This window comes from Streptomyces sp. NPDC088261, assembly GCF_044740805.1.
In the GTDB taxonomy this organism is placed as follows: domain Bacteria; phylum Actinomycetota; class Actinomycetes; order Streptomycetales; family Streptomycetaceae; genus Streptomyces.
On the sequence record NZ_JBIURL010000009.1, the window covers coordinates 268,965 to 282,891 of the forward strand.

A 13,927-nucleotide genomic window follows, 5' to 3' on the forward strand; every position below is an offset into this window, starting at 1 on the left:
CTAGCCCGCCGGAGCGGGCCCGGCGGGTACGGGTGGAGCGGGTACGGGTGGGGGCGACGGCACCGCGGTCGTCAGCCGGAGCGTCCGGACCCCGCCGCGGGTGAGCAGCTCGACTATCCGCTCCCCCGCGGGCTTCCGCACCGCCGCGTCGCACTCGGGGCACACGAACGAGTAGAACGTGGTGCGCCGGCTCGCCCCTATCGCCAGGCGCAGCGCGCCCGCGGAGAGTTCGAAGCAGGCACGGCACTCCGGGCAGGCCGCCTTGAAAAGGACCGGGCCCACCATGGAGAGTTCCGACATCTCAGACATTGCCGACATCTTTCATTCTCTCGCCATCTCCGACCATCTCCGACCTCCAGCGACCGTCTCCGGCCCCCACGGGCCTACGCGTCGTCCCCGTAGGCCGCCAGCGCCTCGCCCGCCGCCGCCCGCGCGCTGTCCGCGAGCTCCGGCGGGGAGACGATCCGGCCGTCCCCGCCCAGCCGCAGCGCCAGACGCCGCAGCGACGCCGGCGCGGGGGTCCGCAGGGTGATGCGCAGCCCGCCGTCGGACAGCTCCTCCGCGCTGTCGTGCGGGTAGTACTCCGCCACCCACCGCCCGCCGGGCCCGACCTCGACGACCACCTCGGGATCGTCCGCCGACGGCTGCACCAGCCCCGCCGACAGATCACGCAGCTCCAGCTCCGGGGGCGCCGCCGGGGCGTCCAGCAGCTTGATCTCGGCGACCCGGTCGAGACGGAACGTACGCCGGTCCTCGGAGAGCCGGCACCACGCCTCCATGTACGTGTGCCCGACCGCGAAGAGCCGGATCGGATCGACCTCACGCTCCGTCAACTCGTCGCGCGCCGGGGAGTAGTAGCGCAGCCACAGCCGGCGCCGCTCGGAGATGGCCCGGTCGACCTCGGCGAACACCCCGCCCTCCGACTCGAACGTCACGGACAGCCGGGAACTGGCCCCCGCCACCTCCCCCGCCGCCGTCTCCAGCTTGGCGGTGGCCCGCAGCAGCGCCTGCCGGTCGCCCTCCCGCAGCCCCGGGAGCGTGGCGACCGCACGGGCCGCGACCAGCAGCGCCGTCGCCTCGTCCGCCGCGAGGCGCAGCGGCTCCGCCACGTCGTCCGGGTTGTGCCACCAGATCCGGTCGCCGTCGGTGTCGATGTCCAGCAGGTCACCGCCCCGGAAACTCGTCCCGCACATGGGCAGCACGTCGAGGTCGGAGATCAGCTCGTCCTCGGTGATGCCGAAGGCGCGGGCGACATCGCTGACGTGCGCGCCGGGGCGCTCCCGCAGATAGGTCACCAGCGAGAGCATCCGCCGGGTCTGGTCGATGGCGTTGGCTGCCATGGTGTACGCGTTCCCCTCAGGCCATGTCGATCGGATCTTGCCGGGCCCCGCCCGGAGCCGGAGCCCTAGGGCGTGTCCGCGAAGTGGGGTCGTCCGCCCGGAGGGCGAGCCAGACCCCACTTCGCGGACACGCCCTAGCCCTTGGCCACGGCGCGCAGCCGCTCCACCACGTCGGCCCGCAGGTCCGCGGGCTCCACCACGGCCACGTCGGGGCCGAACTCCACCAGCCAGGCGTCGAGACCGTGCCCGTACGGGATCTCCAGCTCGTCCCAGCCGTCGCCCAGCTCCCGCGACGACAGGGCCCGCGACCGCAGCGGGTAGCCCGCGCCCGCCCGCAGCCGGATCAGCGCCGACCGGGTCGCCGTCTCCCCCGCCCAGCTCTCCACGGTCTCCCGTACGGTGACCACGTCCGGCACCGGCGCGCTGAACGACCCCGACCGGGAGCGGACCCGGCCGGTGATCCGCGACAGCCGGAAGACCCGCTCGGCGCCCCGGTCGCGGTCCCAGCCCGCCAGGTACCAGTGCCCGCGCCAGCACTCCAGCGTCCACGGCTCGACCTGGCGCGACTCCGCGGTCGCCGCGTTGCCCTTGCGGTAGTCGAAGACGACGGGCCGCCGGTCACGGCAGGCCAGCATCAGCGGCTCGAAGGCCGCCTCGTGGACGGGGATGCGCGGCTCCAGGGCGCTGTGGTGCGCCTCGTACGAGTCCTCCGCCTCCGGCATCCCGGCGGCCCGCAGCTTCTGGAGCGCCCCGCTGGCCGCGCCCGCCAGCCGCGCCTGCTGCCACACCTTGGCCGCCAGGCCCAGCGCCGCGGCCTCCTCGGCGTCCAGCGTGATCGCCGGCAGCCGGTTGCTGTCCCGCCGGGCCAGATAGCCGGTGTCCCCGTCCAGGTTCTCGACCGTCTCGATGACCAGGCCCAGCTCGCGCAGGTCGTCCTTGTCGCGCTCGAACATCCGGTTGAAGGAGTCGTCGGTGCCGGCTTCCAGATACGCCTCGATGGAGCCGCGCAGTTCGCGCTTGCTGAGGGGGCGGCGGGTGCCCAGCAGACACAGCGCCAGATTCATCAACCGCTCGGCCTTGGCAATGGCCATCGACGCTCTGCTCCCCTTCGGTCGTGCGGGATCACACGCTGCCCGCCCCGCTGACCGTACCGCCACCGGGGGGTGGGACAAAGCCGAGGGCCCACGCCGGTCGGCATGGGCCCTCGGGGTGTCCGGTTGTGATCAGACGGCGACCAGATCGCAGACGAAGATCAGCGTCTCGCCGGGCTCGATCGCCCCGGGCGCGCCGCGGTCGCCGTACGCCAGGTCCGCCGGGATGATCAGCTGGCGGCGGCCGCCGACCCGCATGCCCTGCACACCCTGGTCCCAGCCCTTGATGACCTGTCCGACACCGAGCTGGAACTTCAGCGGCGTACCGCGGTTCCAGGACGAGTCGAACTCCTCGCCCGTGGAGAAGGCCACGCCCACGTAGTGGACGGAGACGGTGTCCCCCGCCTTGGCGACCTCCCCGTCACCTTCCCAGATCTCCTTGATGTCCAGCTCGGTCGGCGGCTTGCCGCCCGGGAAGTCGACCTCGGGCTTCTCGATGCTCACGTGATTACTCCTAGGAACGCAGTCTCAAACCGTGCCAGTCTCGCAGACGGCCGTCAGACCTTGCCGATGATGTCGACCACGAAGACGAGCGTGTTCTTCTGGAGCTCGTTGCCGTCCACGGCGCCGTAGCCGTCCTTCGGCGGGATCACCAGCTCGACCCGGTCGCCGACGTGCTTGCCGGTGAGGCCCTTGTCCCAGCCCGCCACCACCGAGCCCGTACCGATCTGGAAGCCGATGGCACCGCCGTGGTCCCAGGACGAGTCGAACTTCTTGCCGTCCTCCCACTTCACCCCGGTGTACTGCCCGATCAGGCCCTCGCCCGCCTTGACCTCCGGGCCCGTCCCCTTGATCAGGACCTGCTGCTCCAGCTCCTTGGGGGCCTTCTCGCCCTTGGGGATAGTGATCTCCGCGGCCTTCTGGGACGGGGCCTTCACCGTGGGAAGACCCGCGTCCGGAGCCGCCTGTGCGCCCTTGACCTCGGCCTTCGCGTCCACCGACGCGGCGTTCACCACGTCCACGACCCACACCAGGCCGTCGGTCGCCTTGATGCCCGACTCCGGGTTGAGGCCGGCGCCGATGAGCGCCTGGGCGGTCCCCTCCACCTCGACGCGGCTGCCCGTCTTCTGGCCGATGACCGCCTCCAGGACCTTGGCGGGGATCCGCTGGCTGCTCTGCTGGATGCCCAGCTCGTTCAGCTGCGACACCAGCTGGGGCCGCGGCCCCTTCGTCTGCGCCTGCGCCGCCGCGGACCAGCTGCCGCCGAGGCTCTGGCCGTCCTTCATCGTCTGGCCCTCGAAGTCCAGGCGGACGAAGTTGTCCTTCGTGACCTTCGCGCCCTTGCCCTGGATGACCGTCGTGGCGATCAGCTTGTCCGAGGGCTTGGCGTCCTTCGGGGTGGTGATCTTCGGCTGGGCCCCGAACGCCCCCTCCACCTTGACCACGGGCTTCGACCCGCCCTCGTCGTCACCGCCACCACCGCTCTTGTCGTCCGAACCGCACGCCACGGCGGACAGCAGCAGGGCGGGCACGGCCAGTGCCACAGCGAGACGGCGCTTGTTCTTCGTGTGGTTCATGAGTCCAACTCGGGCTAGGGGGGTGAGGGCAACGCCCGCCACTCTACGGCTTGTGCGTTTGCTATCAACCTCATCCGGCACGCCCGACACAGCGGCACGCCAGGACCGCGGCGGTCCTGGCGTGCTGCCGTACCCGTGACGAGTGCCCCGGCGGACACCCGTACGGACGGGGATCACATCCCCGCGATGAGCTTCTCCACCCGGTCGTCCACCGACCGGAAGGGGTCCTTGCACAGCACCGTGCGCTGCGCCTGGTCGTTGAGCTTGAGGTGGACCCAGTCGACGGTGAAGTCCCGCCGCTGCTCCTGCGCCCGGCGGATGAAGTCGCCGCGCAACCGGGCCCTGGTGGTCTGCGGGGGCACGGACTTGCCCTCGAAGATCTTCATGTCGTTGCAGATCCTGGCGGCCTGCCCGCGCTTCTCCAGGAGGTAGTAGAGACCCCGGCGACGGTGGATGTCGTGGTAGGCGAGGTCTATCTGCGCGACCCGCGGATTGGACATGGTCATGTTGTGCTTGGCGCGGTAGCGCTCGAGGAGCTTGTACTTCATGACCCAGTCGATCTCCGTGCCGATACGGTCGAGGTCCTCCGCCTCGATCGCGTCCAGCGTCCGGCCCCACAGCTCCAGGACCTGCGCGACCACACCGGTGCGGATGCCCCGGCGGTCCACGAAGTCCACGGCCTTCTCGTAGTACTCCCGCTGGACCTCGATGGCGGAGGCCTCCCGGCCGCTCGCCAGGCGCACCTTGCGCTGGCCCGTGATGTCGTGGCTGACCTCGCGGATCGCCCGGATCGGGTTCTCCAGGGTCAGGTCGCGCATCACCGTGCCCGCCTCGATCATGCGCAGCACCAGGTCGGTGGCCCCGACCTTGAGCAGCATGGTCGTCTCGGACATGTTCGAGTCGCCGACGATCACATGCAGACGGCGGTAGCGCTCCGCGTCCGCGTGCGGCTCGTCACGGGTGTTGATGATCGGCCGGGAGCGGGTCGTCGCGGAGCTGACGCCCTCCCAGATGTGCTCGGCGCGCTGACTGACGCAGTAGACCGCCCCGCGCGGCGTCTGGAGCACCTTGCCGGCGCCGCAGAGGAGCTGGCGGGTGACGAGGAAGGGAATGAGGATGTCCGCGAGCCGGGAGAACTCTCCGTGCCGGGCGACGAGGTAGTTCTCGTGGCACCCGTACGAGTTTCCCGCCGAGTCGGTGTTGTTCTTGAAGAGATAGACGTCGCCCGCGATTCCCTCCTCGTGCAGGCGGCGTTCGGCGTCGACGAGCAGGCCTTCGAGAATGCGCTCGCCGGCCTTGTCGTGGGTGACCAGCTCGGTCACGTTGTCGCATTCGGGAGTGGCGTATTCCGGATGCGAACCGACATCGAGGTAGAGGCGGGCGCCGTTCCGCAGAAAGACATTGCTGCTGCGGCCCCATGAGACAACACGGCGGAAGAGGTAGCGCGCCACTTCGTCAGGTGACAGTCGGCGCTGTCCCCTGAACGTGCACGTGACGCCGTACTCGTTCTCCAGCCCGAAAATGCGGCGGTCCATGTCTGAACATTACGCCTGATGGCCTGAGCCCAAACCGGGTTCGGCCGCCCCGCTTCGATCATTTTCGATCAGGGGTACGGCATTCGAAGGACGGACGGGAGCCGAGAGGACCCGCTGAGTGGCCAGCAGGACCAGCAGCGCGGCGGTCCCGCCCGCCCCCGCCACGGCGAAACTCGCCGGCGTCCCGGCCAGCTCCACCACCGGTCCCGCGACGGCCGTCCCCAGGGACGCGCCCACCCCGAAGGTCGTCACGAGCCACGAGAACGCCTCCGTGACCGTGCCCCGCGGGGCGTGCCGGTCCACCACCAGGAACGCACACGCGATGGCCGGCGCGAGGAACACCCCGGCGACGGTGGCGAACGCCGTCATCGCCAGGACACCGGGGGTGAGGATCAGCGGCAGATAGCCGAGTGCCAGCAGCGCCACGATCACCCGCAGCCGCCGCTCCGGCGCACCCGTCCACTCCCGCGCCCCGTACACCGACCCGCCCACCAGCGCCCCCAGGCCCAGCGCGGCCATCAGCCACGTGTACACCGCCTCCCGGCCGTGGTCGTCCGCGTACGCCACCCCCGCGACCGTGATCGACCCCAGCGCGATGCCCACGAACAGGAACGCGCCCAGCAGCGCCAGCAGCCCCGGCGAGCGCAGCGCGCCCAGCCAGTGCGCCTCCCGGGGCGCCGAACGCCAGGCGCGCGACGGCTCCGACAGCACCACCGACAGCGCGCCGAGCACCCCGACCGCGTTCAGGACCAGCAGGGCGGCGCCCGGCGACCACAGCGAGACCAGCAGCGTCACGAGCAGCGGGCCGACCGTGAACATCACCTCCTGGGCCACCGCGTCCATCGCGTACGCCCGGTGCACCCGCTCCTCCGCACCCAGGACCCGGGGCCACAGGGCCCGCAGCCCGCCCTCCAGCGGCGGCGTGGCCAGACCCGCGACCACCACGGCCGCGTACGCCACCGGCAGCGACCCGATGCCGGCGGTCACCAGCAGGACCGCGCCCAGCGCCGAGACCACGGCGGCGGGCAGCTGGACCCGCGGCTGGCCGTACAGGTCCACCGCCCGGCCGAGCAGCGGCTGGCCGACCGCGTTGGCGATGCCGTACACCGCCGCGAGCCCGCCGGCCAGGCTGTAGCTCCCGCCCGCCGCGCGCACCAGCAGGACGATCGCGATGGGGGCCGTGGCGTTCGGCAGCCGCCCCACCAGCGTGCCCGTCAGCAGGCGCGCCGCGTGCGGCGCCCTGAGTATGTCTGCGTACCCCGCGGCCATGTCCCGTCCCCTCGTGCCCGGCGTGGCCGGATCCCTTCCGGCCTGCCGAGTTTTACGTATAACGTGCGGACGTCATACGTACCATGAGAGCAGTCCGCAGGTCCACACCACCGAGATCGGCAGCCATGACAGCACAGCCCCCGCGGCCCACCAGCCGGGACGTGGCCCGCGCCGCCGGCGTCTCCCAGGCCACGGTGTCGCTCGTCCTCGGCGACAAGTGGCGCGGCCGGGTCTCCGAACCCACCGCCGCCCAGGTGCGCGAGACCGCGCGGACCCTCGGCTACACCCCCAACCTCGCCGCCCGCAGCCTGCGCCTCGGCCGCACCAGGACCGCCCTGCTCGTCGTACCGGCGCTCACCAACGAGTTCTTCGCCCGCGTCTACACCGGCGCCGCGGCCGTCGCCGCCGCACACGGCTTCGGCGTCGTCATCTACCCCTCACCCGCCGGCGTCGGACCCGCCAGGGACCCCTTCGGCTCCGCCCGCACCGCACTCGACGGCGTCATCGCCTCCTCCATGGCCACCGACGCCCTCGCCGCGATCCGCGCCACCGGACTGCCCCTCGTCATGCTCGACAGCGATCCGGCCGCCCCCGGAGCCGCCGCCCAGGTCAACCTCGACATCGCCGACGGCTTCCGGCAGGTCACCGGCCACCTCCTCGGCCTCGGCCACCGCCGCCTCGTCCACCTCGCGTCCGCCGTCGACTCCTGGACCTTCGGCGTACGCGCGGGAGCCCTCGCCGACGCCGTGCGGGACGTCCCCGACGCGAGCGTCACCACTGTGACCGCGCCCTTCGACGTCGGCGCCGCCAAGGAGGCCGCCCTGCGCGCCCTCACCGGCCCCGGCCCCCGCCCCACCGCCGTCGTCTGCGACGGCGACATCTTCGCCGCGGGCGCCTGCAAGGCCGTACGCCACCTCGGCCTCCGCGTCCCCGACGACGTGTCCGTCACCGGCTTCGACGACCTGGCGCTGGCCACCGCCGTCGAACCGGAGCTCACCACCGTCCGCCTCCCCGCCGAACAGGTGGGCGAACGCGGCATGACGGCGCTCCTGGCCGTCCTCGAAGGCCGGCGGCCCGAGCCGGGCGACCTTCCCGTCTCCCTCGTGGTACGGGGCTCCACCGCACCGGCACCCGCACCGGCGCCGGACAGCACGACGCCGGGCAGGCCATCACTCGGCCCGCCCGGCGCGTAAAGCCGTCCGGTACGTACGAGGCTCTCAGCGCCCCGCGCGCTACCTCACCTGCTTGTCGGAACCTACTTGTCGGAGTCCGCCGACGTCCCACCCGAACCGGAGTCGGAGCCCGAACCGGAGTCGGAGCCGGGCTCCGCGTCCTCCGTGTCCGACGGCGCGTCCGTCGGGGTCGACGCCGCCCCGTCCGCCTCCAGGAGACGCGCCAGCTGACGGCCCACCACCCGCTTGAACTTCCGCGCCTGCGGACGCTCACGGTCCAGGACCGCCACCTCCAGCCGCTCGGCCGGAATCTCCCGCTCACCACCGTTGGTGTCCCGCGACAGCGCCTGCACCGCCAGCTTCAGCGCCTCCGCGAGCGACATGCCCTCACGGTGCTGCTGATCCAGGAACGTACTGATCTGCTCCGCGTTCCCGCCCACCGCGACCGAGCCGTGCTCGTCCACGATCGAGCCGTCGTGCGGCAGCCGGTAGATCTGGTCACCGTCCGGCGTGGACCCCACCTCGGCCACCACCAGCTCCACCTCGTACGGCTTCTCACCGGCACTGGAGAAGATCGTGCCCAGCGTCTGCGCGTACACGTTGGCGAGGCCACGGGCCGTCACGTCGTCGCGGTCGTAGGTGTAGCCGCGCAGATCCGCGTAGCGCACACCACCGATCCGCAGATTCTCGTACTCGTTGTACTTGCCGGCGGCCGCGAAGCCGATCCGGTCGTAGATCTCGCTGAACTTGTGCAGCGCCCGGGACGGGTTCTCGCCGACGAAGACGATGCCGTCGGCGTACTGGAGCACAACCAGACTGCGACCGCGGGCGATGCCCTTCCTGGCGTATTCCGCCCGGTCGGCCATCGCCTGCTGGGGTGAGACATAGAACGGCGTCGACACCGGCTATCCGTCCCTTTCTGTCAGTGGCATGGTGTTCAGAAGAGGGGTGGCGGTCAGAGCAGCGCGGCGCGCGGCCCGTCGGGCTGCTGGAGGCGGCGCTCCAGGATCGAGCGGGCGATCTCGGCGGAGTCCGCGTCGTTCAGCCGCCGGAAACCGTCCTCCGTGATCACCGTGACGATCGGGTAGATCCGGCGGGCCACGTCCGGGCCGCCCGTCGCCGAGTCGTCGTCCGCCGCGTCGTACAGCGCCTGGATCACCAGCGTCGTGGCCTGCTGCTCCGTCAGCTCCTCGTGGTAGAGCTTCTTCATCGCGCCCCGGGCGAAGATGGAACCGGACCCGGTGGACGCGTACCCCGTCTCCTCGGAGCGGCCGCCCGTCACGTCGTACGAGAAGATGCGGCCCTTGCCGCGGTCCACGTCGTAGCCTGCGAAGAGCGGGACGACGGCCAGGCCCTGCATGGCCATCGCCAGATTGCTGCGGATCATCGTGGAGAGCCGGTTGGCCTTGCCCTCCAGGGAGAGCGTGGCCCCTTCGACCTTCTCGAAGTGCTCCAGCTCCAGCTGGAAGAGCTTCACCATCTCCACGGCCAGACCCGCCGTGCCCGCGATGCCCACGGCCGAGTACTCGTCGGCCGGGAAGACCTTCTCGATGTCGCGCTGCGCGATCATGTTCCCCATGGTCGCCCGCCGGTCACCGGCCAGCACCACCCCACCCGGGAACGTCACCGCGACGATCGTCGTGCCGTGCGGCGCCTCGATCGCACCCTGGAGAGGCGGCAGCGACCGCTTGCCCGGCAGCATGTCCGGCGACTGCGCGGACAGGAAATCCATGAACGAGGACGACCCGGGCGTCAGGAAGGCAGCTGGTAGACGCCCGGTGCTACGAGTGTTGGCTTCCACGCGTTTCCCTCCAGATAAGCGATGGCGCGACGCAAGGTGTCGGGATCGTCTCCCAACTTACCGATGGCCGAATTGCAGTTGAAGCACAGTACGCCACGGACCCTACCCGTCTCGTGACAGTGATCCACATGAACTGCCGGAGCAGCTTCGCGGATCGGACGGGCCGTCACCACCGCCGCCGCGACACGGCCCGAGCGCCCCACGAGGCAGGTGCTCCCCCGATCGGGAGCACCCCTTCACCTCGTTCACATCCGTGACTACTGTCCGCCCTTTTGCACGAAGGAGCGCACAAAGTCCTCCGCGTTCTCTTCGAGTACGTCGTCGATCTCGTCCAGAACGGAGTCCACGTCGTCCGACAGCTTTTCCTGGCGTTCCTTGAGGTCCTCGGTCGTGGACGCGTCCTGCGTCTGCTCCTCGACCTCCTCCGTGGAACGCGTCGCCTTCTGCTGTCCGCCGCCTGTGTCCTTGGTCGCCATATCCCTCACACCCCGCTCGGTTCGCCCCGCTCGATGTGACTTCTTGATCAGACCCTACAAGCCGGGTCCGACATCGGCCCCGCAGTTGCTACAACGTCCGGGGGCCACCCGCATGATTCCCTTCCGGGGGCCTTTTCAGCCGCCGGACAGCACTCGGACCAGGTCTTCCGCCGTACGACAGCGGTCCAGGAGTTCCTTGACGTGGTTACGTGTACCGCGCAGCGGTTCCAGCGTCGGCACCCGTTGCAGTGAGTCACGGCCCGGGAGGTCGAAGATGACCGAGTCCCACGAGGCGGCCGCCACGTCGTCCGCGTACTGCTCCAGGCAGCGGCCGCGGAAGTAGGCCCGGGTGTCCTCGGGAGGCTTGGTCCTGGCGCGTTCGACGTCCTGGTCGTCCAGGAGCCTGGACATCTTGCCGCGGGCCACCAGGCGGTTGTAGAGGCCCTTCTCGGGGCGTACGTCCGCGTACTGAAGGTCCACGAGGTGCAGCCGCGCCGCGTCCCAGTCCAGGTTGTCCCGGCGGCGGTAGCCCTCCAGGATCTCTCGCTTGGTGATCCAGTCGAGCTCCCCCGACAGGCTCATCGGGTCGTTCTCCAGCCGGTTCAGCGTGTCCTCCCAGCGGACCAGGATGTCCTTGGTCTGCTCGTCGGCGTCGGCTCCGTACCGTTCCTCGGTGTATTTCCTGGCCAGCTCGAAGTACTCCATCTGGAGCTGTACGGCGGTGAGTGTCCGCCCGCTGCGCAGCGTGATCAGCCGGGCCAGGGTCGGGTCGTGCGAGACCTGGTGCAGCGTGCGGACCGGCTGGTCGACGGCCAGGTCGACGTTGATGAAGCCGTCCTCGATCATCGAGAGGACGAGCGAGGTGGTGCCGAGCTTGAGGTAGGTGGAGATCTCCGAGAGGTTCGCGTCGCCGATGATCACATGGAGCCTGCGGTACTTCTCGGCGTCCGAGTGCGGTTCGTCGCGGGTGTTGATGATGGGCCGCTTGAGTGTCGTCTCCAGCCCGACCTCGACCTCGAAGTAGTCGGCGCGCTGGCTGATCTGGAAGCCGTGCTCGTGGCCGTCCTGGCCGATTCCGACCCGGCCGGCGCCGGTGACGACCTGCCGGGAGACGAAGAAGGGCGTCAGGTGGCGCACGATGTCCGAGAAGGGGGTCTCCCGCTTCATCAGGTAGTTCTCGTGCGTGCCGTAGGACGCGCCCTTGTTGTCGGTGTTGTTCTTGTAGAGGTGGATGGGCTGGGCGCCGGGGAGCTGGGCGGCCCGTTCGGCGGCCTCGGCCATGATGCGTTCGCCGGCCTTGTCCCAGAGGACGGCGTCGCGGGGGTTGGTGATCTCCGGGGAGCTGTATTCGGGGTGGGCGTGGTCGACGTAGAGCCGTGCTCCGTTGGTGAGGATCACGTTCGCCAGGCCGATGTCCTCGTCGGTGAGCTGGCTGGAGTCGGCCGTCTCCCGTGCGAGGTCGAAGCCCCGTGCGTCCCGCAGCGGGTTCTCCTCCTCGAAGTCCCAGCGGGCGCGGCGCGCCCGGTGCATCGCCGCCGCGTAGGCGTTGACGATCTGGGACGAGGTGAGCATGGCATTGGCGTTCGGGTGGCCCGGGACGGAAATGCCGTATTCCGTCTCGATGCCCATTACTCGCCGTACGGTCATGCGGCCCTCCTTGCCCGGCGTCGCTCCCGTCCGGGAGCGGCGCTCAAGTACCGCTGGTGCTCCGGTGCGCGTGCGGTGCCCGTCCCCGCACTGCGCGACTCGGCGGTATCACTGAGCCTAGAACGCCTGAGCGCCGGTGGGGAGATCATTTCCGTCATTGGCCTGGTGTGGTGGATGGTGCGGTCGGAACGGGTGGCGGAAAGCAACCGGCTGCGGATGCCCTCGCGGACATCCGCAGCCGGTCCGCGCTTCTACAGGTATTGACCGGTGTTCGCGACCGTGTCGATGGAGCGTCCGGTGTCCGCGCCCTGTTTTCCGGTGACGAGGGTGCGGATGAATACGATCCGCTCGCCCTTCTTTCCGGAGATCCTGGCCCAGTCGTCCGGGTTGGTGGTGTTGGGCAGGTCCTCGTTCTCCTTGAACTCGTCCACGCAGGCCTGGAGGAGGTGGGAGACGCGGAGGCCCTTCTGGTTGTGGTCGAGGAAGTCCTTGATGGCCATCTTCTTCGACCGGTCGACGATGTTCTGGATCATGGCACCGGAGTTGAAGTCCTTGAAATAGAGGACTTCCTTGTCTCCGTTGGCGTACGTGACTTCGAGGAAGCGGTTCTCCTCGGACTCGGTGTACATCCGTTCGACCACGGTCTGGATCATGCCGTGCACCGCGTCGTCGCGGGAATCGTGGTGCTCGGAGAGATCGTCCGCGTGGAGGGGCAGCGAGGACTTGAGGTACTTGGCGAAGATGTCCTTCGCGGCCTCCGCGTCCGGGCGCTCGATCTTGATCTTCACATCGAGTCGTCCGGGCCGCAGGATCGCGGGGTCGATCATGTCTTCCCGGTTGGAGGCGCCGATGACGATGACGTTCTCCAGGCCTTCCACTCCGTCGATCTCGGCGAGCAGCTGGGGGACGATGGTGTTCTCCACGTCCGAGCTGACGCCGGATCCGCGGGTGCGGAAGAGGGATTCCATCTCGTCGAAGAAGACGATGACGGGGGTGCCCTCGCTGGCCTTCTCGCGGGCGCGCTGGAAGACCAGGCGGATGTGCCGCTCGGTCTCGCCGACGTATTTGTTGAGGAGCTCGGGGCCCTTGATGTTGAGGAAGTAGCTCTTCCCGGCGGGCTGGCCGGTGACTTCGGCGACCTTCTTGGCAAGGGAGTTGGCGACTGCCTTGGCGATGAGGGTCTTTCCGCAGCCGGGCGGGCCGTAGAGCAGGATGCCCTTCGGCGGCCGCAGTTCGTGTTCCTTGAAGAGGTCCGGGTGGAGGTACGGGAGCTCGACGGCGTCGCGGATCATCTCGATCTGGCCGCCGAGGCCGCCGATCTTGTCGTAGTCGACGTCGGGGACCTCTTCGAGGACGAGTTCCTCGACCTCGCTCTTGGGGATGACTTCGTAGACGTATCCGGAGCGGGGTTCGAGGAGCAGGGCGTCGCCCGGGCGGATGTTGATGTCGAGCAGCGGCTCGGCGAGCCGTACCACCCGTTCCTCGTCGGTGTGCCCGATGACCAGGGCGCGCTCGCCGTCCTCCAGGATCTCCTTGAGGGTGACGATGTCCCCGGCGCTCTCGTAGGCCATGGCCTCGACCACGTTGAGGGCCTCGTTGAGCATGAGTTCCTGGCCGCGTCTGAGCTCTTCGAGCTCGACGCTGGGGCTGACGTTCACCCGGAGCTTGCGGCCCCCGGTGAAGATGTCGGCCGTTCCGTCCTCGTTCGCCTGCAGAAAGACGCCGAAGCCGGCCGGCGGCTGCGCGAGCCGGTCGACCTCTTCCTTGAGGGCCACGATCTGGTCGCGGGCCTCACGGAGCGTATTGGCGAGCCGCTCGTTCTGCGCGGACACACCCGCCAGGTTCGTCTGCAACTCGACGATCCGCTCTTCGAGAATCCTCGTGTGCCGCGGAGAGTCGGCGAGCTTTCGTCGCAGGACGGCGATTTCCTGCTCGAGATAGGCAACCTGGCCGGCTGGGTCTTCTGACCCCCGCCCCGGCCGGTTACCGCGGTTGATGTCGTCGTCGTGGGCTGCCACG

General features: G+C 69.8%; 13 protein-coding genes and 1 pseudogene. 1 reads left to right on the forward strand and 13 read right to left on the reverse strand.

The annotated features are described in order from the left end of the window. From ACIODU_RS19895 to ACIODU_RS19925, 7 genes are all read right to left on the reverse strand, one after another. Positions 1–309 carry a hypothetical protein gene (locus ACIODU_RS19895; protein WP_401769106.1) on the reverse strand — a complete coding sequence of 103 codons (309 nt, stop codon included), beginning with the start codon at positions 307–309 and terminating at the stop codon, positions 1–3. A gap of 74 nt (positions 310–383) precedes the next feature. Continuing rightward, on the reverse strand, positions 384–1,340 hold the full coding sequence (locus ACIODU_RS19900) for a helix-turn-helix transcriptional regulator (RefSeq protein ID WP_401769108.1): 957 nt from the start codon (positions 1,338–1,340) through the stop codon (positions 384–386). Positions 1,341–1,474: 134 nt separating this feature from the next. Continuing rightward, positions 1,475–2,431, reverse strand: a complete 957-nt coding sequence (locus ACIODU_RS19905; RefSeq protein WP_401769110.1) for a helix-turn-helix transcriptional regulator — start codon at positions 2,429–2,431, stop codon at positions 1,475–1,477. A gap of 132 nt (positions 2,432–2,563) precedes the next feature. Continuing rightward, positions 2,564–2,935: an FKBP-type peptidyl-prolyl cis-trans isomerase gene (locus ACIODU_RS19910; RefSeq protein ID WP_356428853.1), complete on the reverse strand. Its 372-nt coding sequence runs from the start codon at positions 2,933–2,935 to the stop codon at positions 2,564–2,566. Positions 2,936–2,988: 53 nt separating this feature from the next. Further along, positions 2,989–4,008, reverse strand: coding sequence for an FKBP-type peptidyl-prolyl cis-trans isomerase (locus tag ACIODU_RS19915; RefSeq protein ID WP_401769112.1), 1,020 nt, complete (start codon positions 4,006–4,008; stop codon positions 2,989–2,991). A gap of 173 nt (positions 4,009–4,181) precedes the next feature. Continuing rightward, the gene (gene pafA, locus ACIODU_RS19920; RefSeq protein ID WP_356428859.1) at positions 4,182–5,543 is read right to left on the reverse strand and encodes a Pup--protein ligase; all 1,362 of its coding nucleotides are present in this window, start codon (positions 5,541–5,543) and stop codon (positions 4,182–4,184) included. Between the two features lie 9 nt (positions 5,544–5,552). After that, positions 5,553–6,812, reverse strand: a complete 1,260-nt coding sequence (locus ACIODU_RS19925) for an MFS transporter (RefSeq protein WP_401769114.1) — start codon at positions 6,810–6,812, stop codon at positions 5,553–5,555. 125 nt (positions 6,813–6,937) lie between these two features. On the opposite strand from ACIODU_RS19925, the gene ACIODU_RS19930 reads away from it, so the two are divergent. Continuing rightward, entirely contained in the window at positions 6,938–8,005 is a 1,068-nt protein-coding gene (locus ACIODU_RS19930; RefSeq protein WP_401769115.1) for a LacI family DNA-binding transcriptional regulator, read from the forward strand. 62 nt (positions 8,006–8,067) lie between these two features. On the opposite strand, the gene prcA is transcribed toward ACIODU_RS19930, so the two are convergent. From prcA to arc, 6 genes and pseudogenes are all read right to left on the reverse strand, one after another. Then, positions 8,068–8,886 (reverse strand): proteasome subunit alpha, encoded by an 819-nt coding sequence (gene prcA, locus ACIODU_RS19935; protein ID WP_356428868.1) that lies wholly within the window; start codon positions 8,884–8,886, stop codon positions 8,068–8,070. A 53-nt stretch (positions 8,887–8,939) separates the two neighbouring features. Next, positions 8,940–9,785, reverse strand: a complete 846-nt coding sequence (gene prcB, locus ACIODU_RS19940) for a proteasome subunit beta (protein WP_356428871.1) — start codon at positions 9,783–9,785, stop codon at positions 8,940–8,942. Further along, positions 9,737–9,928 (reverse strand): annotated as a pseudogene (locus ACIODU_RS19945) (endonuclease VII domain-containing protein); the annotation flags it as partial. The gene prcB and the pseudogene ACIODU_RS19945, both read right to left, overlap by 49 nt. Positions 9,929–10,042: 114 nt before the next feature. After that, positions 10,043–10,261 carry a ubiquitin-like protein Pup gene (locus ACIODU_RS19950; RefSeq protein WP_356428874.1) on the reverse strand — a complete coding sequence of 73 codons (219 nt, stop codon included), beginning with the start codon at positions 10,259–10,261 and terminating at the stop codon, positions 10,043–10,045. Positions 10,262–10,396: 135 nt separating this feature from the next. Continuing rightward, positions 10,397–11,908 carry a depupylase/deamidase Dop gene (gene dop / locus ACIODU_RS19955; RefSeq protein WP_356428877.1) on the reverse strand — a complete coding sequence of 504 codons (1,512 nt, stop codon included), beginning with the start codon at positions 11,906–11,908 and terminating at the stop codon, positions 10,397–10,399. 251 nt (positions 11,909–12,159) lie between these two features. Beyond that, the gene (gene arc / locus ACIODU_RS19960) at positions 12,160–13,926 is read right to left on the reverse strand and encodes a proteasome ATPase (RefSeq protein WP_356428880.1); all 1,767 of its coding nucleotides are present in this window, start codon (positions 13,924–13,926) and stop codon (positions 12,160–12,162) included. Position 13,927 lies beyond the last annotated feature (1 nt).

Bases quoted from the DNA above. Each gene is read 5' to 3' on its own strand.
- ACIODU_RS19895 (WP_401769106.1), bottom strand. From the start codon at position 309: ATGTCTGAGATGTCGGAACTCTCCATGGTGGGCCCGGTCCTTTTCAAG.
- ACIODU_RS19900 (WP_401769108.1), bottom strand. From the start codon at position 1,340: ATGGCAGCCAACGCCATCGACCAGACCCGGCGGATGCTCTCGCTGGTG.
- ACIODU_RS19905 (WP_401769110.1), bottom strand. From the start codon at position 2,431: ATGGCCATTGCCAAGGCCGAGCGGTTGATGAATCTGGCGCTGTGTCTG.
- ACIODU_RS19915 (WP_401769112.1), bottom strand. From the start codon at position 4,008: ATGAACCACACGAAGAACAAGCGCCGTCTCGCTGTGGCACTGGCCGTG.
- pafA (WP_356428859.1), bottom strand. From the start codon at position 5,543: ATGGACCGCCGCATTTTCGGGCTGGAGAACGAGTACGGCGTCACGTGC.
- ACIODU_RS19925 (WP_401769114.1), bottom strand. From the start codon at position 6,812: ATGGCCGCGGGGTACGCAGACATACTCAGGGCGCCGCACGCGGCGCGC.
- ACIODU_RS19930 (WP_401769115.1), top strand. From the start codon at position 6,938: ATGACAGCACAGCCCCCGCGGCCCACCAGCCGGGACGTGGCCCGCGCC.
- ACIODU_RS19950 (WP_356428874.1), bottom strand. From the start codon at position 10,261: ATGGCGACCAAGGACACAGGCGGCGGACAGCAGAAGGCGACGCGTTCC.
- dop (WP_356428877.1), bottom strand. From the start codon at position 11,908: ATGACCGTACGGCGAGTAATGGGCATCGAGACGGAATACGGCATTTCC.